The sequence below is a fragment of the Cryobacterium lactosi genome, assembly GCF_004403945.1.
GTDB lineage: Bacteria > Actinomycetota > Actinomycetes > Actinomycetales > Microbacteriaceae > Cryobacterium > Cryobacterium lactosi.
In genome coordinates this window covers 37,422-57,690 of record NZ_SOHM01000008.1, presented here as the reverse complement: position 1 = coordinate 57,690, position 20,269 = coordinate 37,422, and the positions used below count along the sequence as shown (strand labels likewise).

Genomic DNA, 20,269 nt, shown 5'->3' with positions numbered 1-20,269 from the left:
GGTGAAACCTCTCGCGCACGGCACGTTCACCATGATCACCGGCGTTCTCTATCTGGCCCTGATCACCAATGTGCTGCTCGTCGTCGCCGGTCTGCCGCTGGTCCTACTGCTCATCACCACCGACCCGGCACGGTCCTGGCCCCTGCTGGCCCTGACGGCGCCGTTCTGCACCCCCGGGGTCAGCGCCGCATTCGCCACCTTCCGAGAGTTCAGCCGCGGCGGAGCCACCCCGGCTCGGGCGTTCCTCGCCGGCTGGCTCACCACCTGGCGCCGGGCGTTCCAGCTCGGCGCCCTGGTCACCGCCGTGGTCGTGGTGCTGCTCGTCGACCTGAAGTTCTTCGCCGACAGCACCATCTCGGTCGCGGTCGTCCCCGTTCTCGGGGTGCTCACCGTACTGGTGATCGCCGTCGGTCTGATCAGCCTCGTCGCCATCGCCGACACCCCCGGTGCCCGCCTCGGCGACGTGATCAGGGCGAGCCTCTACCTCGGCGTGCGCCGGTGGTACCTCACCGTGGTCTCCCTGCTCATGATCGGCACCCAGATCGCCCTGTTCACGAGCATGCCCGCCATCGCGCTGGGCCTGACCATGGCGCCCGCGTTCTACCTCGCCTGGGCCAACTCCCGGTACACCCTTCGACCCGTTCTCACCATCGACGATGTCCCGGCGCTGGCGCCGGGACGCAGCTAAGGACACAACCGATGACGACCTCACCCACGCCGGGCACGACCGCCACCGCGGTAGACCTGGCGCTAGCAGCGGCGCTCGCAACCGTGCGCCGCAACAGCACAACGTTCGGTGCGGGCTACCCCGACGACACCACCCTGAACGGTCGGTACCTCCCGCGTCCGGCCACCGCCGGATTCCCGCTCGGCGGCAACCGGGGCTGGACGACCAGTTTCTTCAACGGCATGGAGTGGCTGGCCTGGGAACTGACCCAGGAGGAGGTCTTCCGTGACGCCGCCCTGGCGCACTCGGCAGACTTTGCCCGGCGGGTGCGGGCCGGCGAAGACCTGGACACCCACGACCTGGGCTTTCTCTATACCCTGTCCACCGTGCCGGCCTGGCGGTTGCTGGCTGACGCCGACGGCCGAGAAGCCGCGCTGCTCGCCGCCGACCATCTCATGCTCAGGCTGCTCGAACCGGCCGGCATCATCCAGGCGTGGGGCGATCTCTCCGATCCCCGCCAGCGAGGCCGCACCATCGTCGACAGCCTGATGAACATGCCCCTGCTCACCTGGGCCGGCGAACAGACCGGCGAGGCGCGTTTCCCGGATGCCGTGCAGCGGCACACCGCTCAGCTGCGCGAGCACATCGTGCGCGCCGACAACTCCACCTTCCACACCTTCTACTGGGATATCGAGACCGGCGAGGCTCTGCGCGGGGCTACCGAACAGGGCGCGTTCGACGACTCCTGCTGGGCCCGCGGCCAGGCCTGGGGGATCTACGGATTCGCGCTCAACTACCGCGCCACCGGCGACCCGCTCCTCCTCGACGCCGCGTGGCGCTGCGCCGACTACTTCCTGGCGCACCTGCCCGCCGACTCCGTCCCGTTCTGGGACCTCGTCTACGTCGACGGCAGTGACGCCCCCCGGGACAGTTCCTCGGCCGCGATCGCGGTCTGCGGCCTGCTCGAACTGGCCGAGCTCGAGGGCACGGGCGAGCGCGCCGAGCGCGCCGCGGACGCGGCGCACACCATGCTCGCCTCCCTCATCGACAACTACACTCCGGAGCGCCCCGAGGACTCCGACGCGCTGCTGCTGCACAGCGTCTACGACCTGCCGAAGAACAACGGTGTCGACGAGGGCACCCTGTGGGGCGACTACTTCTACCTCGAAGCCCTCACCAGAGTCGCCCTCCCGGGCCGGAAGCCGTTCTGGTGAGGCTCGTCAGCTACGCCCAGCCCGGTGGCGACCGGTCCGGTGGCGAGCAGGCCGGCGCCGTCATCGCCTCCAGCGCCGGCGACCGCATCGTGTCCCTGGCCCCTTTCACCGTTGTGGAGATCATCAGCGATGCCAAGGCTCTCGCCGCCGCCCGCGAGGTCGTCGAGCGTGCCACGGCGTCACCCGAGGTCTTGCCGCTGCTGGCCGACGTTCAGCTGCTCCCGCCGGTGCGACCGGGCAAGATCCTCTGCCTCGGCTACAACTACCGGGGGCACGTGGCCGCCGGAGAAGACCCGACTGCCGGCGACCCGGCCTACCCCGACGTGTTCGTCAAAACCCCGAACGTGCTCGGCGCGCCCGGAACCCCGGTGCTGCTGCCGGTGGCGAGCAGCGAGGTGGACTACGAGGGCGAGATCGCGCTCGTGATCGGCCGACGCGCCCACGCCGTTCCGCTGGAGTCCGCCCTGGACCACGTCGCCGGCTACACCCTGTTCAACGACGTCTCCGACCGCCACTGGCAGGGCCGGTCCAGCCAATGGGAGCTCGGCAAGTGCTTCGACGGCTTCGGCCCGCTGGGGCCCGAACTGGTCACCGCGGACGCGGTACCCGACCCTCAGGACCTGCTCGTCGAGGTGGTTCGGGATGGCGTCGTGACGGTCTCGCAGAGCACCTCCACGATGATCTTCTCGATGGCGTTCATCGTGCACTACCTCAGCCAGGTGATGACCCTGGAGCCGGGCGACATCATCTCGACCGGAACACCGCAGAAACTGCCGGAGGCCCTCGAGACCCACCGTGCGCTGGCGCACGGCGACGCCGTCACCATCCGCGTCGCCGGCCTGGGCGAACTGACCACCACCTTCATCGATCCCACGAGCACCGACCCGATCGGGGACCCCCATGATTCTTGATTCCTTCCGCCTCGACGGGCAGGTCGCCCTCGTCACCGGCTCCACCCGTGGGCTCGGCCAGGGCGCCGCCATCGCCCTCGCTGAAGCGGGCGCCGACGTCGCACTGCTCGACCGCGCCGACGCGAGCGAGACCGCGGAGCAGATCCGCGCCCTCGGCCGCCGGGTGCACCTGGTGCAACGCGACCTGGTGCAGGCCAGTCCGGCCGAGATCGCCTCGGCCGTGACCGAGGTCATCGACGAGCTCGGCGACCTGCACATCCTGGTCAACAACGCCGGCATCATCCACCGGGCGCCGGCCGTGGACTTCCCCGCCGACAACTGGAACGACGTGCTGTCGATCAACCTCGACGCCGTCTTCCACCTCTCCCAAGCCGCCGGGCGGCACATGGTGGAACGGGGCCACGGGCGCATCATCAACATCGCGTCGATGCTGTCCTTCCAGGGCGGCGTCTTCGTGCCCGCCTACACGGCCTCCAAACACGCCGTCGCGGGCCTGACCAAGGCCCTCGCCAACGAGTGGGCGGCGTCCGGCGTCACCGTCAACGCCATCGCCCCCGGCTATATGGCCACCGACAACACCGCGGCCCTCCGCGCCGACGTCGAGCGCGAGAAGGCGATCCTGGCCCGGATTCCCGCCGGCCGCTGGGGCACCCCCGCCGACCTGCAGGGCGCATTCGTCTTCCTCGCGTCCAACGCGTCGGCCTACGTCACAGGCACCATCGTGCCGGTCGACGGCGGCTGGCTCGTGCGCTGAGCCCACCAGATACCCACCAAGGAGCAACCATGGAACAGCGATACGCAACCAACCCGACCCAGATCCCGGGTATGACCACCGGCGACCTGCGCGCCCAGTACCTCGTGCCCGACCTCTTCGTGCCCGGTGAAGTGCGGGTCACCCTGACCCACCACGACCGCATCGTGCTCGGCGGCGCCGTGCCGGCCGGTGCCGACCTGGTGCTGCCTGGCTACCCAGAGATCCGTAGCGAGTACTTCCTGGAACACCGCGAGGTGGGCATCATCAACGTCGGCGCAGCGGGCACCGTGACCGCGGACGGCCACGTCTACGAGCTGGCCACCGGAGCGTGCCTGTATCTTGGCCGCGGCATCCGCGACGTCGTCTTCGCCGATGCGCCGGAAGCTGCCGCCGATGCCGGCGCGCAGTTCTACCTGTTCTCGGCTCCCGCGCACACCAGCTACCCCGCGGCCCTTGTGGCGCCCGGCGAGGGCACCGTGCGGGAGCTCGGCGACCAGGTCACCTCCAACCGGCGCACGCTCAACCAGTACATCCACGAGAACGGCGTGAAGTCCTGCCAGATCGTGATGGGCGTCACCCAGCTGCACCCCGGTTCGATGTGGAACACCATGCCCGCGCACACCCACGACCGGCGCACCGAGTGCTACCTCTACTTCGACGTGCCGGCCGACGCCCGCGTCATCCACCTGCTCGGCGAGCGGGACGAGACCCGACACCTCGTCGTCGCCGACAGGCAGGCGATCATCTCGCCCAGCTGGTCGCTGCACTCCGGTGTCGGCACGGCCGCATACTCCTTCATCTGGGCGATGGCCGGTGAGAACCAGGCCTTCGACGACATGGATGCCGCCCCGGTCACCGACCTGAAATGAGCGCCGGCATGCCCACCGAGCTACTCGCTATCGGCGAGACGATGGCGATGGTCGCGCCGCAGACCGGCGACCGACTGATCGACGCGCAGCAGTTCCGGCTCGACGCCGGCGGTGCGGAGTCGAACGTCGCCGCCCACGTGGCCGCGCTCGGCCACCGGGCCGCGTGGTTCAGCCGGCTCGGCGACGACGCGCTCGGCCACCGGGTGCACGCACAACTGGCCGCACGAGGTGTCGACGTGTCACGGGTCCTGTTCGACCCGGCGCATCCGACCGGGCTGTACGTGAAGGATCCCGGGCAGGGTGTGCAGTACTACCGTGCAGGTTCGGCCGCGGCGCACCTCTCGGCTGCCGACGCCGACCGGGTCGAGTTGACCGGCGTGCGTATTCTGCACGTCTCCGGCATCACGGCGGCGATCTCATCAGAGGCGGCGGGGTTCCTCTCCCGCATCATCGACCGCGCCCGCGACGCCGGTGTGCTGGTCAGTTTCGACGTCAACCACCGGGTCGCTCTCTGGGACTGCGCCACGGCGGCGGATGCCCTCGCCGCGCTGGCCCGTCGCGCAGATCTCGTGTTCACCGGCCGCGACGAGGCGGAGAGCCTCTGGGGAACCGAAGGGGCCGGCGATGTGCGCGCCCTCTTCACGGACATTCCCGAGCTCGTGGTGAAAGACGGCGCCGTGGGCGCGACGGCCTACCTGAACGGCCGGGAGATCTTCGAGCCGGCCCTCGTCGTCGACGTGGTCGATGTCGTCGGCGCCGGCGACGCCTTCGCCGGCGGCTACCTCGCCGCCCTGCTCGAGGGCGCGTCGCCCGACGAACGACTGCGGGCCGGGCACCGGCGCGCAGCACTCACCCTCCTGACCACGGGAGATTCCATCGACGAAAGAGTCCTGTCATGAGCATCACCAGCCCCACGCCGGCCTCGACGGCCGCCTGGTTCGATGAGGCCTTCTCCACAGCGCCGCTGATGGCGATCCTCCGCGGCACCGGCGTCGAGCGGGCGGTGCAGCTGGCCACCACCGCCTGGGACCTCGGCATCGACGCCGTCGAGGTCACGCTGCAGTCCGACGAGGACCTGCGGGCCCTGCGCGAAGTCGTGCGCCTGGCCGAGCTGCGCGGCAAGATCGTGGGGGCGGGCACCATCGTCTCGCCCCGGCAGATCCCGCTCGCGGTTGCCGCCGGTGCCCGGTACCTCGTCTCGCCCGGCCTCGACCCCCGGGTGGTGCTCGCCGCCCAGGAGCACGGCATCCCGATCCTGCCCGGCGTCTCCACACCGAGCGAGGTGCAGATCGCCAGTGAACTCGGGCTCGGCTGGCTGAAGGCCTTCCCCGCGCAGTGGCTGGGCGCGGGCTGGTTCCGGCACATCCGCGGGCCGTTCCCGCAGCTGCGATTCGTGGCCACCGGCGGCATGGACGCCACCAACGCCCAGCAATTCCTGGATGCCGGGGTGCGCGTGGTTGCCGTCGGCTCCGCCCTCGAAGACCCGCAGCAGTTGCACCTGCTCGCCGACCTGCTCAGCCGGCGGAACTGAGCCCGGGGTGGCCCAGGACAGCTAGCGCACGAACGTCGTGGTCAGCTCGCCCAGCCCGGTCACCCGGATCGTCACCGTGTCCCCGTCGGCGAGCGGCCGGTGAGCCGACTGCGCCTGCACCGACCGGGCGGGGGTGCCGGTCGAGATGATATCGCCGGGCTGCAGCGTGATGATCTGGGACAGGTAGTGAACCAGGAACGCGACGCCGTAGACCATCGCGTCGGTGCTGGCTCGCACCGTCACGACGCCGTTCAGTTCGACCTCCATTTGCCGGCCGGCCAGGCTCGGCACCTCGTCGGCGGTCACGATCCAGGGGCCGAGCGGGCCGAAGCCGTCGACGCTCTTGCCGAGGGCCCACTGGCTCGAGCGGTCCTGCCAGCCGCGATCTGACACGTCGTTGAACAGGGTGTAACCGGCCACGTGCGCCAGCGCATCCGCTTCGGCGACGTTGCGGGCCGTGCGGCCGATCACCACGGCGATCTCGCCCTCGTAGTCCACGTCGGTCGCGGCCGGCGGCATCACGACCGGGTCGTGCGGGCCGCCGATCGTGTTGGCCGTCTTGATGAAGACGTTCGGGTAGGGCGGAGCCTCCTCACCCTGATCTCCCTCGACGAGGCCTTCGGTGTGACCCTCGATGTGTCCGCCGTAGTTGTAGCCCAGGCACAGGATGGTGAGCGGCCTCACCGGTGGCGCGAGCCGCAGGTCGGCCAGTCGGGGCAGCGTGACCGGGTCGGCCCGGTCGATCGCGGCCCTGGCGGTGGCGAGGGCGGCATCGTCGGCGAGGAGCTGCACCAGCGTCGCGCTTGGAGTGCCGGCCCCCAGATCCAGAACGCGGTCGACGCCGTCCGGTCCGTGCAGCACGGCGCCGGGTCGTTCGATGCCGTCGATGTCGATGCTGACGAGTCTCATTGGTGTTCCTTCGGTGGTGTCATCAGTAATAGGTGCGCCGGTACTCGGCAAGGCACAGGATGGCCATCGCCTGCCCGTACGGCATCGAGGTGCAGGGGATCTCCCGGTAGAAGTCGAGGCTCGACCCCATGCCGGTGCCAAACGAGACCTGCAGCAGCTCGCCATCAGCGGAGACGTTGGCGATGATCGCCCGCACAGCTTTCTCGGCCGTGGCGGCGTACCCGGCGTCGAGGTAGCCCTTGCGCACCGCCTTGAGGATCCCGTAGGCGAATCCCGCCGTGGCCGACGCTTCGAGGTAGGACGACGGGTCGTCCAACAGCGTGTGCCACAACCCGGAGTCGTCCTGCAGCCTGGCAAGGGCGGCGACCTGGGCCCGCAGGACCTCGGTCAGGAACCGGCGCACCGGGTCGGACTCGGGCAGGTCAAGCAGCTCGATGAAGTCGGGGATCACCATGGTCAGCCACGAGTTGCCCCGCGCCCAGCGCGCCCGGGCGAAGTTCTGCTCGCCGTCGAACGACCAGCCGTGGAACCAGAGTCCGGTGTCGCGGTCCATGAGGTAGGCGACGTGGGTGAGGAACTGGAATGTCGCCTCCTGGACGTACTGCGGCCGGCCCAGCAGCATGCCGATCTTGGCCAGCGGCAGGACGGTCATCATCAGGGTGTCGTCCCAGAGCTGGTGGTGGTTCTCCTCGGCCAGGGTGATGTGCTGCATGCCGCCGTGCGGGGTGCGCGGCATCGACCGCATCGCCCACTCTGCCCAGGAATCCAGCCACGGCAGGAGGGTGCGGTCGCCCGTCTCCTCGTACCGGTAGGCGAGGGTCAGCAGCGGCGACATGGTGTTGACGTTCTTGGTGGTGCCCTCGGCCAGCCGCGCGCCGAACCAGGAGTCGACGATGTCCAGCATCCCCGGCTCGCCGGTCTGGTTGTAGTACTGCCAGATGCCGTACAGGCCGATCCCATGGGTCCACTCCCACCCCGCCCAGCCCTTGGTGTCGATGACCCTGCCGTCGTCCAGACGGAGCAGGAACTCCCCGGTCTCGTCGCTGATGTTGACCAGGTTGTCGCACAATCGGTGAACCAGGTCATCGATACCCTCGCGGGAGATGAGCCGCTGGGGTGCCCGCAGTAGCGCACTGTGCTTCACCGGCCAGGTCTTCTGGGGAGCGATCGTCATGGGGTATCCGTTCGTGGTGCAGTTGGATCGGCGCTGATGGTCAGGGGAGCTTGATCGACTTGGTTTCCAGGTCTTCGAGCGAGGTGCCCTTGGTCTCATCGGACAGGAACGCGGCGACGGCAGCAACGAGGCAGATGCCGAACGCCAACGATCCGATCACCAGCGGGATGTTCGTCGTTCCTGGAGGCGCGATCGCGGTGAAGATGCTCGGGAAGAAGGCAGCGATCATCAGGCCGACGTTCTGGGCGACCGCGAAGCCGGTGACCCGGATGCGCATCGGGAACTGCTCCTGGTAGAAGGTCGCGAACGTCGCGTTCCACATCTGGAAGAAGACGCCCTGGATGACGATGACGCACACGAAGACCAGCGCCAGGCTGCCCTGTTCGATCGCCCAGAGGTAGACCCCCGCGAGGAGGCCACCGCCGATCCCGCCGATCAGCATCAGCGTGCGCCGGCCGATCTTGTCGGACAGGGCGCCGAAGATCGGGATGGTGACGATTGCGACGACGTTGGCCACCAGGGTGACCCAGAGGAACTCGCTCGTGGTGAAGCCGTTGCCATAACCCTCCTGGGTGGCGAAGGCCACGCCGAAGACGAGGGTCGCCATGCCGATGACGTTGGTCAGGGTCATCAGGATGCAGCGGATCAGGACCCAGAGGTGGGTCTGCACGAGCTCGACGATGGGGAGCCGGCGCTTGGCCATGGCGGCGTCGGACTGGGCGAGGAAGACCGGGGGCTCCTGCACCCGGCGGCGGATGATCCAGCCGGCCAGGATGACGAGGGCACTGAGCAGGAACGGGATGCGCCAGCCCCAGGTCTGGAACTGCTCGTCGCTGAGGATCGCGGCGAGGGGGAGCATCAGGCCGGTGGCCAGGATGGAGCCGAACTGGGTGCCCTGCAGGCTGAAGCTGGCGAAGAAACCGCGTCGGGAGTCCGGCGAGTGCTCGACGATCATGGCGCTGGCGCCACCGAGCTCGCCGGCGACCGCAAAGCCCTGGATGAGGCGGAGCGCCACCAGCAGGATGGGCGCGAGAATACCGATCTGGCCGAACGTGGGCAGCAGCCCGACGAGGAAGGTCGCGCAGCCCATCAGTAACATCGCGAAGGTGAGCACGTTCTTGCGGCCGTGCCGGTCTCCCCACGCGCCGAGGACGATGGCCCCGATCGGGCGGGAGACGTAGCCCACCGCGTACGTCGCGAGGGAGGCGATGATGGCGACTGTCGCGTTTCCCGACGGGAAGAAGACAGTGGGGAAGACCAGGGCAGCGGCCTGCGAGTACAGCGCGAAATCGTAGTACTCGAGTGCGCTGCCGATCCACCCGCTCATCGCGGCCTTCTTCGGGTCGCGCTTCCCGATGCTGGCTTCGGGACGGACTTCCCCGGCTGTTGTCGTGCTCATGTACAGATCTCCTTCGGCGCCAATGGCGAGGGACCGAACCTGTCCCGTGGGGACGTACGGTCGTGATCGAAACTGCTAAACAATTCCCTTTTGAATCGTTTCATAGTGACGCTAGCACTAAAAGTGACTCCAGGACGCATTTTTCGGAACGAAGGTCCGCCGGGCGGAACAATCGCCAGAAACGCCGTGAGCATCCAGACCCGGTCCGGTGCCTACAGTGGTACTCCTATGGATGATTTCTTGGCCGTGCCCCTGATCGACCGCTATTTCGAGGACTACCGACCCGGTGTCGTGGTGGAGTGCGGCGCGATGCGGATCAGCAGCGAGAGCATCGTGGCCTTCGCCGCCACGTTCGACCCCCACCTGATGCACATGGATCCGGTCGCCGCGCTCGCCGGACCGTTCGGCGGTCTCATCGCCAGCGGTTGGCACACCACGGCCCTGATGATGCGGATCATGGTGGACAACTACCTCAACGAGCGCACCAGCCTGGGCTCTCCGGGCGTGGACGAACTCCGCTGGCACCGTCCGGTGCGCCCCGGCGACGTCCTCTCGGCCCGGTTCACCGTGCTGTCCGCTCGCGTCTCAGGGTCTAAGCCGGACCGGGGCCTCGTGCGCACCCAGATCGAGCTGAGCAATCAGGCCGGTGAGCTCGTGATGTCCCAGGTGATGATGAACCTGATTCTGCGCCGCGGAACGGACTGAACGCCCGGTTGGAAGCCGACGCCGTCGCGGCCGGCCGCGCCCGGGCGCCGTCAGGTCGGGTCTATCGCCTCGACGAGATCGTGCGGGCGCACCGCGATATGGAGCCGACTACTGGGCGGAGTAACCGCCGTCGACGAGGTGGTAGCTGCCCGAGATGAAGGAGGCCGCGTCGCTGAGCAGGAACAGGGTGAGCGCGGCGACCTCCTTGTCGGTGCCGAGGCGGCGGGACGCGTGCTGGCTCTCGAGCGCGGTCAGCGCCTCGGGGGAGAGGCTCGAGCGCACCAGCGGGGTGTCGATGAAGCCGGGTCCGACGGCGTTCGTGCGCACGCCATCCGCCGTGTATTCGAGGGCGGCGACCTTGGTGAGGCCGATCAGGGCGTGCTTGCTGGTGACGTACGCGGCGTTCTCAGCGATGCCGACCGAGCCGAGCACGCTGGCCATGTTGACCACGGCGCCGCCACCGGCGGCGACGATGGCGGGCAGCTGGAACTTCAGGCCGTAGAAGACCCCGTCCAGGTCCACGGCGCGAACGCGGTCCCATGCGGCGATGTCGTAGTCGCCGATCTTCTGGGGCGCGGCACCGATGCCGGCGTTGTTCACGGCCAGGTGCAGGGCGCCGAAGGTCTTCTGGGCGAAGGCCACGACCGCTTCGGAGTCCTCCCACTTGGCGGTGTTCTGGCTGAAGGCGGCGGCGTGGCCGCCGGCGGCGACGATCTCATCGACAACGCTCTGGGCGGCCTCGATCTTGATGTCGGTGACCACCACGGAGGCGCCCTCGGCGGCGAGCTCACGGGAGATCTCCGCGCCGATGCCGCTTCCGCCGCCGGTGACGATCGCTACCTTGTTGTTGAACCTGGTCATGAGGAGCACTTCCTTACTGTTCTGCTTTGAAATTCATGCGTACGCATAGGTAAACGACCTGGGCACTCGGGCTATTCCGCGACCGGCAGGGACCGAGGCGCGTGCACATGCTGTAAGGTTGTAGCTACAAGCAATTAATCGCACTACCGGGAGGCAGTCATGAGCGACACATCCGCCGAGCAGATCCTCAATGCCGACACGTCGATGGGCGCCGTGACCCTGCGGGTCGGCGACCTCGAGACCATGTCGGACTACTACTCCGGCGCGTTCGCGATGGAGCCCCTCGAGGAGCAGAGCCGTGCCCGCGAAGTGCACCGCGTGCTCGGCCGCGGCACGACGCCGCTCGTCCGGCTGATCCACACCCCCGACCTGCCCGGCGTCGACCCGCGTCAGGCCGGCCTGTTCCACACCGCGTTCCTCTTCGAGACCCCCGGCAGCCTCGCGGCCACGGTCTACCGCGCCGCGCAGGACCCGCGCAGCCGCTTCATCGGCTCCAGCGACCACTTGGTGAGCGAGGCGTTCTACTTCACCGACCCGGAGGGCAACGGTGTCGAGCTGTACACCGACCGTGACCGCAGCACCTGGATCCACGACGGTGAGCAGATCCGGATGGCCACAGAGTACCTCGACCCCAACGCCTACCTGCAGAGCCACCTCGACCAGATGATCCTGGATGCCGGCCCCGCCTTGCCCGGCGCGGTCGGTCATGTGCACCTGCAGGTCGGTGACATCCCGACCGCTCGCGCCTTCTACGTCGACGCGCTCGGATTCGAGGCGACCCAGGGCAACTACCCGGGCGCGCTCTTCGCCTCGGCCGGCGGCTACCACCACCACATCGCCATGAACACCTGGAACAGCCGTGGCTCCGGCCCCCGCGCGGCAAGCCTCGGGCTCGGCGATGTAGCCGTCACGGTGCCCGCGGCCGCAGACCTGCAGGCCCTCACCGCGCGCCTGACGGCCCGGTCGATTCCGTTCGCCGGAGACGGGCGCTCGGTCTCGGTCACCGACCCATGGGGCACCCAGGTCACCGTCTCGCTGCCCGACCTCTCCACCGACGAACTGATCGCCCGATGAGCCAGCCGCTGCGGGACGTGCGCTCCCGTGACTGGCCGGCCGGCACCACCGCGGCACCCGCCGTGGTCATCCTCTTGCACGGGTACGGCTCCAACGAGCACGACCTGACCGGCCTCATGCCGGCGCTGGGCCTCACGTTGCCGTGGGCATCCCTGCGCGCACCGGTCGAGCTTGGCAACGGCGGCGCGGCGTGGTTCCCGATCACCACCCCCGGAAACCCCGGAGTCGAACCGGTCGCCGCGGCCACCGAGACGATCTGGGCCTGGATCGACACGCACCTGGCCGCCGGCACCCTCGTTGTGCCGATCGGCTTTTCACAGGGCGGCCTGATGGTCAGCCAGCTGCTGCGCACCCGGCCTGATCGGGTGCTGGCCCCCGTCGTGCTCGGCGGCTTCGTGCTGGGCGCGGCGCAGCCCGGCGACGAGGCCCTCGCAGGCAGCCGCCCGCCCGTCTTCTGGGGTCGCGGCGCCCTGGACAAGGTGATCGGCGAGCCCGCGATCACCCGCACCAGTGCCTACCTGCCGCAGCACGCCACTCTCGTGGAACGGGTCTACCCGGGCCTCGCGCACGGGATCAACGATGCCGAGCTCGGTGACGTGCGTGAATTCCTCACCCAGCACGTCGGTGTGAGTACCATCCCTGCGTGACGTGGCCTGACGGTCACGGATTAGCCCCGGGTCCGTCGGCTTTACCTCACTTCAGTGAAAAGAGCGCCCTGGGCAGCCCCCGAACCGGACTTCCCGCCACCGCGGCCCCGCAGCACGAAGGCTGCGCCGACGGCGACGACGGCGCCGACGATGGGGCCGGCAGCGTAGACCCAGTAGTCGGTGAAGTTACCGCTGACGAGGTCGGGGCCGAACGTGCGGGCGGGGTTCATCGAGGTTCCCGAGATGGGGCTGCCCCACAGCCCGGCCAGGGCGATGTAGGCGCCGACACCGAACGCGCCGAAGAGCCCCACGTTCTGCGCGCCGGAGGCTGTGCCGAGGATTACGCTGACGAGGCCCAGGGTCAGCAGGGCCTCCATCCAGAACGCCGCACCGGCCGAGTAATCGGTGGCCGGGTAGTTCGACCCGTAGCTCGATGACACCCCGATGATTGCCGCCAGGACCAAGCTGGCCAGCGTTGCGCCGATGAGCTGCACGAGGATGTAGCCCGGAACGCGGCGCCACGGGAAGTCACCGCGCAACGCGAAAGCGATGCTGACGGCGGGATTCAGGTGGGCACCCGACACCTTGCCCATGAAGAGGATGACGCCGAGCACCATGAGTCCCGGCGCCACGACGGCAGCCTGCCGGCTGATGACTCCGGGAAAGGCCTGGCTCATCATGCCGCCACCGGCCGCGACGATGACGAGCAGGAACGTGCCGTACAACTCGGAGAACAACCGGCGCCATTCCTGTTTCGGGTCCGAGAAGTTCTGGATGCGGTCGAGGATGCCGTCTGGCTTCCCCCGTCCGTCGGTCGTGGCGGTCATCTGTTTTCTCCCTGCCCTTGTCGCCGTCGATGTGTCGCACCCCGTGACAAAAATCGAGGATGGCACGCCTCGCTGGACCTTCATTCCAGCTTGGCGCTAGCGCACGCGCATCATCCGGTTAGGGTGACGAGGTCAACTGAACTGGCCACAGCATCCGGCTGCTGCCAGGCAGCCGGTAGCGCATCTGCCCTCCTACGTCTAAACTTGAGTCGAGTCCACTCAAGTATTTGCGAAGGATGTTTTTGATGGCCAACATGCAGGGTGCCCCCGGAACCGACGAAAAGCAGAAGACCGCGCTGGAACAATACGGCGTGAACCTCACCGAGATCGCCAAGAGCGGCAAGCTCGACCCCGTGATCGGGCGTGACGCGGAGATCCGCCGGATCAGCCAGGTGCTCACCCGGCGCACCAAGAATAATCCGGTCCTCATCGGCGAACCCGGCGTGGGCAAGACCGCCGTGGTGGAGGGCCTGGCCCAGCGCATCGTGGCCGGCGACGTGGCCGACTCGCTCAAGGACAAGCAGCTTGTGGCCCTCGACCTGGCCGCACTCGTGGCCGGAGCCAAGTACCGCGGCGAGTTCGAGGAACGCCTCAAGGCCGTGCTCAAGGAGATCAACGACGCCGACGGCCAGATCATCACCTTCGTCGACGAACTGCACACCCTGATGGGCGCCGGCGGCGGCGAAGGCTCCGTCGCCGCATCCAACATGCTCAAGCCCATGCTCGCCCGCGGCGAGCTGCGCCTGATCGGCGCCACCACCCTCAACGAGTATCGCGAGTTCATCGAGAAGGATGCCGCGCTCGAGCGCCGCTTCCAGCCCGTGCTCGTGGACGAACCCACCGTCGAAGACACCGTCGCCATCCTCCGCGGGCTCAAGGAACGCTACGAAGCGCACCACAAGGTCTCTATCGCGGATGCCGCGCTCGTTGCCGCGGCCGCGCTGTCGAACCGATACATCACCGCCCGGCAACTGCCCGACAAGGCCATCGACCTCATTGACGAGGCCGCCAGCCGGCTGCGGATGGAGATCGACTCCTCACCGGTGGAGATCGACGAACTGCGCCGCAGCGTCGACCGGCTCAAGCTCGAGGAACTGGCCCTGAAGAAAGAGAAGGACGACGCCTCCAAGGCGCGGCTGGAGAAACTGCGCGCCGACCTCGCCGAACGCCAGGAGAGACTCGGTGAGCTGCAGGCCCGCTGGGACAAGGAACGGTCCTCGTTGAACCGGGTCGGCGACCTGCGCAAGCGCTTGGACAGCGCCCGCAGCCAGGCCGAGGTGGCCGAACGCCGTGGTGACCTGGAGAAGGCCTCGAAGCTGCTCTACGGCGACATCCCGGTGATCCAGCGCGAACTCGCCGAGGCCGAGCAGACCGAGCAGGAGGGTGCCCGGATGGTGGGCGACCAGGTCACCGCCGAGGACATCGCCGCCGTCGTCGCCGCGTGGACCGGCATCCCGGTGGGCCGGCTACTGCAGGGGGAGACTGAGAAGCTGCTGAACCTCGAGGGCGAGCTGGGCCACCGGCTGATCGGCCAGAAGCAGGCCGTGCGCGCCGTGGCCGACGCCGTGCGCCGCAGCCGCGCCGGTATCTCCGACCCCGACCGGCCCACCGGTTCGTTCCTCTTCCTCGGCCCCACCGGCGTGGGCAAGACCGAGCTCGCCAAGGCGCTGGCCGAGTTCCTCTTCGACGACGAGAAGGCCATGGTGCGCATCGACATGAGCGAGTACGGCGAGAAGTTCTCCGTCTCCCGCCTCGTCGGCGCCCCTCCCGGCTACATCGGCTACGAACAGGGCGGCCAGCTCACCGAGGCCGTGCGCCGCCGGCCCTATTCGGTGATCCTCTTCGACGAGGTGGAGAAGGCGCACCCCGAGGTGTTCGACGTGCTGCTGCAGGTGCTCGACGATGGCCGGCTCACCGATGGGCAGGGCCGTACGGTCGACTTCCGCAACACCATCCTGGTGCTCACCTCCAACCTCGGCTCGCAGTACCTGGTGGACCCCACCCTCAGCTGGGAGGAGAAGGAGGCGGCCGTGCAGCAGATGGTGCGGCAGGCGTTCAAACCCGAGTTCGTCAACCGGCTCGACGACATCGTGGTGTTCTCGGCGCTGTCCACCGACGACCTCGCGCAGATCGTTGAGCTCTACGTCGACCGGCTGCAGCGCCGGCTGGGCGAACGCCGGCTCGAGCTGGCGGTGACGCCGGATGCCCGCGCCTGGCTCGCCGAGCGCGGCTACGACCCGATCTACGGGGCCCGGCCGTTGCGGCGGCTGATGCAGACCGAGATCGACGACAGGTTGGCCACGGCGCTGCTCGGCGGCACCATCCGTGACGGCGAGACGGTTCTGGTTGACCTCGATGAGGACGGTGACTCCTTGACAGTGTCGGCAACTCCGATCGGGCACGCCTGACCCCATCGGGCGACATGTGCCCGCAATGGGGGACATTGTGGTGCGGACCTGCTTGAATTCAGGGGAGGGCCGGCAACTGAGCCTGTGACGCCTCACTGACCGTGAGGATCGTCGAGTGCCGCAGCTACGCGAGGGACCCCCGCCGGTCAGCCCGCGGAGTATCCGGGAGTTCCCGTACTCCCAGCTACCGTTCCTGGCCGCGGTGGCGGTGCTGCTGGGCTTCGTCCTCGCCGGTGCGCCGGACACTCTGCTCGAGACCGGCTTCCAGGTGGGTCTCGGCCTGGTCGTCGTGGCCACCCTGGTGAGCATGTTCGTGCCCTGGCGCCGGCACGGGCACCAGTGGCTGGTCGTCGTTCCGCTGCTCGACGTGGTTGTGGTCGCGTTCCTCCGTGACGGGGTGCGCGACATCTTCCCCGCCGTGGGGATGCTCATCGTGCTGCCCGTGCTCTGGCTGGCCTACGGCTTCGCCTGGTGGGCGCTCGGCCTGGCCCTGATCGGAGCGCTTTTCGTGAGCGCCTTCCCGCTGGTGCAGGCCGGCGTCTGGCCCACCGACGCGGCCGGCTGGGGCTCGGTGCTGCTGCTGCCCACCATCACGGCGTTCATCGCCATCACGGCCCGAGTCGCCGCCAACGCCCTGCGCGCGCAACAACGCGAATTGGTGATGGTGTCCGCCGAACTCCGCGCGGCGTTGCTGGAGACGACCGACAGGCAGGCCACCTTCGAAGCGGTGATGGAGACCGTGGATGCCGGCATCGAGCTGTACAACCCGCAGGGCGAGGTGATCCTGAGCAACGCGGCCGCCCGCGCGCTGGCCGTGCGCACCGACTCGGCCACCGGCTCGTACGGCCGGGATGCGTCGCTCGTGTTCGACGTGGACCGTACCACCCTGGTCGCCCTGGACGATCAGATCGCCGCCAGGGCTATGCGCGGCGACCTGGTCGCCGGGCGGGTGTACTGGGTCGGCGGCGATGACGACCAGAGCGCCATCATCGCCTCGTCCGGGGTGGTCGAACGGGAGTCCGGGTATCCGCTGGGCACCGTCGTGGTGGCCACCGACGTCACCCCGCTGGTGGAGGCCATCGCGGTGCGGGACGACTTCCTTGCCACGGTGTCGCACGAGCTGCGCACCCCGCTGACCTCGATCATCGGCTACCTCGGCCTGATCGACGCCGAGGAGCTCGGCATCACCATGGAGATCCGCGTGATCGAGCGCAACGCCGAACGCCTCCTGTCGGTGATCGCCCAATTGCTCAGCGCCACCGATGGCCAGCCGCCGATCCGCCGGGTCGACTCCGATCTCGGCCAGATCCTGCGCTCCAGCCTGGACACCGCCCGGCCGCACGCGAAGGCCGCCGGCGTCTCCATCAGCGCCGTCGCCGACACCGACGTGCGCGCCGACATCGACCCGGTCGCGATCGAACAGGTCATCGACAATCTGCTCACCAACGCCATCAAGTTCTCCCGTGCGCAGGGCACGGTCACCCTCAGCGTCGACCACGATGGCACGGATGCGGTGTTGCGGGTCTCCGACGACGGCATCGGACTCAGCGCCGAAGATCAACGTCAGGTCTTCGACAGGTTCTTCCGCGCCCGCAACTCCACCGAACTGGCCATCCCCGGGATGGGCCTGGGCCTCGCGATCGTGCGGTCCTTCGTGACGGCGCACTCCGGCACCGTCGAGCTCGCCAGCGCGCTGGGCGAGGGCACCACGGTGACGGTGCGGCTGCCCCTGCGCGTTCGCGGCTAGGTCAGCGCCCGGTCCAGGTCGGGCCGACACAGTCGGTTACATGGCGTCAACCGGCGACATCTGGGCCCCGCCCGGCGGCGGTCCGGCCTAGCGTTGACGTCATCGCGGCGTACCCAAGTGGACTAAGGGACCGGTTTCATATTCCGGTATTCGCAGGTTCGAATCCTGCCGTCGCGTCGACGTGAGTTCCCCGAACCACCGTGACGTGCTGTTGACTGAAGAGATGACGGCCCTGCCACCGAGCTATTCCCTCACCGACAGCAACGAATGGCACGCGGATGTGCTGCCACAGATCGACGCGAAGCTGCGCAGCTGCATCTATGACAGCGAGTGGTTGAGCGACGCACCGTCGCCCTTCGACGTCCAGCACCAGGAAACCGCTCGCCTCTACGAAACGAACTCGGGCGTCTCGCCGACCATCCTCGGTCAGTTCGACCCGGAACAGCCGCGAAAGTCGATTCCCCCGGACCGGACGGTGCTGGGTCTCTTCGAAAAGCGCGCGGTCATCGTGTCCGGCGAGGTCGCGCGGCTCTGGCCGCTGAGGTACGAAACGGCGCTCGACCCGCGGGACGGAGGATACTTCGCCATCACCGAAGGCTCCATCTTCAGCCACTTGAGAGTGCAGCTGTTCTCTTCGATCGGCGGGGCCGTGGGCCAGGCCACGGTGATGTCAGCCCGCATGGGCGGCTCTCCCGTCATCGTCGCGCGGCTCCTGAGCTCGACCGACTGGTACTGACGCATCCGCGCGGGTTCTCAACCAGCCCGCGAACTGTGAGAAAAGCCCCAAAAATCACGAAATTAAGGGGCAAAGCTCACAGTTCGCGAGACGGCGTAGGCTTTTGGGATGCGTGCAACAGTGATTTACGGCGAGCGGGATATCCGACTCGATGAAGTACCCAACCCCGTCCTCTCCACCGGCGGCGACGCCATCGTGCGGGTCGTGGCTGCCTGCGTCTGCGGCTCAGACCTGTGGCCGTACCGCGGTGTGACCCCCACCGACGAACCGCACCGGATCGGCCACGAGTTCGTCGGCATCGTCGACGAGATCGGCCCGGACGTGACCACGATCAAGGTGGGCGACTTCGTCATCGCCCCGTTCTACGACTGCGACAACACCTGCGTCAACTGCCGGAACGGCGTCAGCACCTCCTGCCTGAACGGCGGCTGGTGGGGCTCCGATGACAGGCTCGGCGGCTTCGCCGACGGCGCCCAGGGCGAGCGCGTGCGGGTTCCGCACGCCGACGGCTCCCTTGTCGCCACCCCCGTGCAGCCCACGGACGCCCAGGTTCCGGGCCTTCTCACCCTGGCCGACGTGATGGGCACCGGCCACCACGCCGCCGTCTCGGCCGGCGTCACCACCGGCAGCACCGTTGTGGTGGTCGGCGACGGAGCCGTGGGCCTCTGCGCGATCATCGCCGCCAAGCGCCTCGGTGCATCCCGCATCGTGGCCATGTCCAGGCACGCCGACCGGCAGGCCGTGGCCCGCGAGTTCGGCGCCACCGACATCGTCGAGGAGCGGGGAGATGCGGGTGTTGACCGCATCCACGAGATGTTCGACGGTGTCGGCGCTGACTGCGTGCTCGAATGCGTCGGCACCCAGGAGTCGATGGACCAGGCGATCCGCTCGGCTCGCCCCGGCGGCATGGTCGGCTACGTCGGCGTGCCGAACGGCGGCGCGGAACTGCCGATCAAGGCACTGTTCGGCCGGAACGTCGGCGTGAACGGCGGTGTCGCCTCCGTGCGCGCCTACGTGGAGGAACTGCTGCCCGAGGTGCTGTCGGGTGCGATCAACCCCGGCCGGGTCTTCGACCTGCAGCTGCCTTTGACCGAGGTCGCCGAGGCCTACGCAGCCATGGACGAACGCCGCGCGATCAAGGTGCTGCTGCGCCCGTAGCCCGCACCGCAAACGACGAACGCCCCCTCGCTCGCGCGAGGGGGCGTTTGTGCGAGACCGCGGATGCTCAGTCGTTGACGAGCAGGACCTCGGTGAGCGGCTTGCGGGTGCGCGGGGCGATCTCGCGCTCGAGAAGCTCCGGGGTGAGGTCTCCGGCATTGCCGAGCACACCGAGCACGGTCACGGTGACGGCGTCCTGGTTGGCCTTGAGGTGGAACGCGTCGGCCAGGGCCTTGCGGTCGATGCCGCCGAGCTGGTGGGTGGCGAGGCCCTCGTGCTGCGCCTGGATGGTGAGGTGCGCGACGGCCTGGCCCAGGTCGTACTGGGCCCAGGGGTTGTCACCCTCGGCGATGTTGAGGATCAGCACCGACGCCTTGTCGGCCCAGGCCTGGTTGAAGCCCATCAGGTTGGAGTGGATCTTGCGGAAGCTCTCCGAGCCGCGGCGGGCCACGATGAAGCGGGCCGGCTGGTTGTTGTTGCCGGAGGGAGCCCAGCGGGCGGCCTCGAGCACGGTGGTGAGGGTGTCCTCGTCGATGACGGCGATCGGATCGAAGCCTCGGGGGCTCCACCGCTCGGCCATCGCCGGCAGGATCGGCGCCGTGGTGTCGGCGGCGCGGCTGTGGGTGTCTGTGATGAGGGTCATGATGCCCGGCTTTCTCTCGTGCGTGATTCCGATAT

At 68.5% G+C, this 20,269-nt stretch carries 20 protein-coding genes and 1 tRNA gene; 15 read left to right on the top strand and 6 right to left on the bottom strand.

Features of this window, described 5'->3' with window-relative positions:
* Position 1 precedes the first annotated feature (1 nt).
* The 7 genes from E3T61_RS04195 to E3T61_RS04165 are packed head-to-tail and all read left to right on the top strand — an operon-like array spanning position 2 to position 5,946.
* Positions 2-688 (top strand): ferredoxin-NADPH reductase, encoded by a 687-nt coding sequence (locus E3T61_RS04195; protein ID WP_134639648.1) that lies wholly within the window; start codon positions 2-4, stop codon positions 686-688.
* Between the two features lie 11 nt (positions 689-699).
* A complete protein-coding gene (locus E3T61_RS04190) occupies positions 700-1,881 on the top strand; it encodes a glycoside hydrolase family 88 protein (RefSeq protein WP_134639647.1) in 1,182 nt (393 codons plus the stop codon).
* The gene (locus tag E3T61_RS04185) at positions 1,878-2,792 is read left to right on the top strand and encodes a fumarylacetoacetate hydrolase family protein (RefSeq protein ID WP_134639646.1); all 915 of its coding nucleotides are present in this window, start codon (positions 1,878-1,880) and stop codon (positions 2,790-2,792) included. The genes E3T61_RS04190 and E3T61_RS04185 overlap by 4 nt, the downstream gene beginning before the upstream one ends.
* Positions 2,782-3,546, top strand: a complete 765-nt coding sequence (kduD, locus tag E3T61_RS04180; RefSeq protein ID WP_134639645.1) for a 2-dehydro-3-deoxy-D-gluconate 5-dehydrogenase KduD — start codon at positions 2,782-2,784, stop codon at positions 3,544-3,546. The genes E3T61_RS04185 and kduD overlap by 11 nt, the downstream gene beginning before the upstream one ends.
* A 29-nt stretch (positions 3,547-3,575) precedes the next feature.
* Entirely contained in the window at positions 3,576-4,415 is an 840-nt protein-coding gene (gene kduI / locus E3T61_RS04175) for a 5-dehydro-4-deoxy-D-glucuronate isomerase (RefSeq protein ID WP_134639644.1), read from the top strand.
* Positions 4,416-4,423: 8 nt separating this feature from the next.
* On the top strand, positions 4,424-5,314 hold the full coding sequence (locus tag E3T61_RS04170) for a sugar kinase (RefSeq protein ID WP_134639643.1): 891 nt from the start codon (positions 4,424-4,426) through the stop codon (positions 5,312-5,314).
* Entirely contained in the window at positions 5,311-5,946 is a 636-nt protein-coding gene (locus E3T61_RS04165) for a bifunctional 4-hydroxy-2-oxoglutarate aldolase/2-dehydro-3-deoxy-phosphogluconate aldolase (protein WP_134639642.1), read from the top strand. The genes E3T61_RS04170 and E3T61_RS04165 overlap by 4 nt, the downstream gene beginning before the upstream one ends.
* Positions 5,947-5,967: 21 nt before the next feature.
* Here the strand turns inward: E3T61_RS04165 and E3T61_RS04160 are convergent, their stop codons facing one another.
* Genes E3T61_RS04160 through E3T61_RS04150 form a run of 3 tightly spaced genes read right to left on the bottom strand, consistent with a single transcriptional unit; the run spans position 5,968 to position 9,428 of the window.
* On the bottom strand, positions 5,968-6,855 hold the full coding sequence (locus tag E3T61_RS04160) for a fumarylacetoacetate hydrolase family protein (RefSeq protein ID WP_134639641.1): 888 nt from the start codon (positions 6,853-6,855) through the stop codon (positions 5,968-5,970).
* A 22-nt stretch (positions 6,856-6,877) separates the two neighbouring features.
* On the bottom strand, positions 6,878-8,029 hold the full coding sequence (bglB, locus tag E3T61_RS04155) for a beta-galactosidase BglB (protein ID WP_134639640.1): 1,152 nt from the start codon (positions 8,027-8,029) through the stop codon (positions 6,878-6,880).
* Positions 8,030-8,069: 40 nt separating this feature from the next.
* Entirely contained in the window at positions 8,070-9,428 is a 1,359-nt protein-coding gene (locus E3T61_RS04150) for an MFS transporter (protein WP_134639639.1), read from the bottom strand.
* A gap of 228 nt (positions 9,429-9,656) precedes the next feature.
* On the opposite strand from E3T61_RS04150, the gene E3T61_RS04145 reads away from it, so the two are divergent.
* Positions 9,657-10,133 carry a MaoC family dehydratase gene (locus E3T61_RS04145; RefSeq protein WP_134639638.1) on the top strand — a complete coding sequence of 159 codons (477 nt, stop codon included), beginning with the start codon at positions 9,657-9,659 and terminating at the stop codon, positions 10,131-10,133.
* A gap of 108 nt (positions 10,134-10,241) precedes the next feature.
* Here E3T61_RS04145 and E3T61_RS04140 read toward each other — a convergent pair whose 3' ends face one another.
* On the bottom strand, positions 10,242-10,994 hold the full coding sequence (locus tag E3T61_RS04140) for an SDR family NAD(P)-dependent oxidoreductase (RefSeq protein ID WP_134639637.1): 753 nt from the start codon (positions 10,992-10,994) through the stop codon (positions 10,242-10,244).
* 159 nt (positions 10,995-11,153) lie between these two features.
* On the opposite strand from E3T61_RS04140, the gene E3T61_RS04135 reads away from it, so the two are divergent.
* Positions 11,154-12,068 (top strand): VOC family protein, encoded by a 915-nt coding sequence (locus E3T61_RS04135; protein ID WP_134639636.1) that lies wholly within the window; start codon positions 11,154-11,156, stop codon positions 12,066-12,068.
* Entirely contained in the window at positions 12,065-12,715 is a 651-nt protein-coding gene (locus E3T61_RS04130) for an alpha/beta hydrolase (protein WP_166793138.1), read from the top strand. The genes E3T61_RS04135 and E3T61_RS04130 overlap by 4 nt, the downstream gene beginning before the upstream one ends.
* 41 nt (positions 12,716-12,756) lie before the next feature.
* Here E3T61_RS04130 and E3T61_RS04125 read toward each other — a convergent pair whose 3' ends face one another.
* Positions 12,757-13,542: an MIP/aquaporin family protein gene (locus E3T61_RS04125; protein ID WP_134639634.1), complete on the bottom strand. Its 786-nt coding sequence runs from the start codon at positions 13,540-13,542 to the stop codon at positions 12,757-12,759.
* A 245-nt stretch (positions 13,543-13,787) separates the two neighbouring features.
* On the opposite strand from E3T61_RS04125, the gene E3T61_RS04120 reads away from it, so the two are divergent.
* From E3T61_RS04120 to E3T61_RS04100, 5 genes are all read left to right on the top strand, one after another.
* The gene (locus E3T61_RS04120) at positions 13,788-15,950 is read left to right on the top strand and encodes an ATP-dependent Clp protease ATP-binding subunit (RefSeq protein WP_134639633.1); all 2,163 of its coding nucleotides are present in this window, start codon (positions 13,788-13,790) and stop codon (positions 15,948-15,950) included.
* A gap of 115 nt (positions 15,951-16,065) precedes the next feature.
* Positions 16,066-17,697 carry a sensor histidine kinase gene (locus E3T61_RS04115; protein WP_134639632.1) on the top strand — a complete coding sequence of 544 codons (1,632 nt, stop codon included), beginning with the start codon at positions 16,066-16,068 and terminating at the stop codon, positions 17,695-17,697.
* 103 nt (positions 17,698-17,800) lie between these two features.
* Positions 17,801-17,874, top strand: a tRNA-Met gene (locus tag E3T61_RS04110).
* A gap of 46 nt (positions 17,875-17,920) precedes the next feature.
* Positions 17,921-18,433, top strand: a complete 513-nt coding sequence (locus E3T61_RS04105) for a hypothetical protein (protein WP_134639631.1) — start codon at positions 17,921-17,923, stop codon at positions 18,431-18,433.
* Positions 18,434-18,541: 108 nt separating this feature from the next.
* Complete coding sequence (locus E3T61_RS04100; protein WP_134639630.1) at positions 18,542-19,591, top strand: zinc-dependent alcohol dehydrogenase family protein; 1,050 nt, start codon at positions 18,542-18,544, stop codon at positions 19,589-19,591.
* Between the two features lie 67 nt (positions 19,592-19,658).
* On the opposite strand, the gene E3T61_RS04095 is transcribed toward E3T61_RS04100, so the two are convergent.
* Positions 19,659-20,234 (bottom strand): nitroreductase family protein, encoded by a 576-nt coding sequence (locus E3T61_RS04095; protein ID WP_134639629.1) that lies wholly within the window; start codon positions 20,232-20,234, stop codon positions 19,659-19,661.
* Positions 20,235-20,269: the final 35 nt, after the last annotated feature.

Bases quoted from the DNA above. Each gene is read 5' to 3' on its own strand.
- E3T61_RS04190 (WP_134639647.1), top strand. From the start codon at position 700: ATGACGACCTCACCCACGCCGGGCACGACCGCCACCGCGGTAGACCTG.
- kduD (WP_134639645.1), top strand. From the start codon at position 2,782: ATGATTCTTGATTCCTTCCGCCTCGACGGGCAGGTCGCCCTCGTCACC.
- kduI (WP_134639644.1), top strand. From the start codon at position 3,576: ATGGAACAGCGATACGCAACCAACCCGACCCAGATCCCGGGTATGACC.
- E3T61_RS04170 (WP_134639643.1), top strand. From the start codon at position 4,424: ATGCCCACCGAGCTACTCGCTATCGGCGAGACGATGGCGATGGTCGCG.
- E3T61_RS04165 (WP_134639642.1), top strand. From the start codon at position 5,311: ATGAGCATCACCAGCCCCACGCCGGCCTCGACGGCCGCCTGGTTCGAT.
- E3T61_RS04160 (WP_134639641.1), bottom strand. From the start codon at position 6,855: ATGAGACTCGTCAGCATCGACATCGACGGCATCGAACGACCCGGCGCC.
- bglB (WP_134639640.1), bottom strand. From the start codon at position 8,029: ATGACGATCGCTCCCCAGAAGACCTGGCCGGTGAAGCACAGTGCGCTA.
- E3T61_RS04150 (WP_134639639.1), bottom strand. From the start codon at position 9,428: ATGAGCACGACAACAGCCGGGGAAGTCCGTCCCGAAGCCAGCATCGGG.
- E3T61_RS04145 (WP_134639638.1), top strand. From the start codon at position 9,657: ATGGATGATTTCTTGGCCGTGCCCCTGATCGACCGCTATTTCGAGGAC.
- E3T61_RS04140 (WP_134639637.1), bottom strand. From the start codon at position 10,994: ATGACCAGGTTCAACAACAAGGTAGCGATCGTCACCGGCGGCGGAAGC.
- E3T61_RS04135 (WP_134639636.1), top strand. From the start codon at position 11,154: ATGAGCGACACATCCGCCGAGCAGATCCTCAATGCCGACACGTCGATG.
- E3T61_RS04130 (WP_166793138.1), top strand. From the start codon at position 12,065: ATGAGCCAGCCGCTGCGGGACGTGCGCTCCCGTGACTGGCCGGCCGGC.
- E3T61_RS04125 (WP_134639634.1), bottom strand. From the start codon at position 13,542: ATGACCGCCACGACCGACGGACGGGGGAAGCCAGACGGCATCCTCGAC.
- E3T61_RS04120 (WP_134639633.1), top strand. From the start codon at position 13,788: ATGGCCAACATGCAGGGTGCCCCCGGAACCGACGAAAAGCAGAAGACC.
- E3T61_RS04105 (WP_134639631.1), top strand. From the start codon at position 17,921: ATGACGGCCCTGCCACCGAGCTATTCCCTCACCGACAGCAACGAATGG.
- E3T61_RS04100 (WP_134639630.1), top strand. From the start codon at position 18,542: ATGCGTGCAACAGTGATTTACGGCGAGCGGGATATCCGACTCGATGAA.
- E3T61_RS04095 (WP_134639629.1), bottom strand. From the start codon at position 20,234: ATGACCCTCATCACAGACACCCACAGCCGCGCCGCCGACACCACGGCG.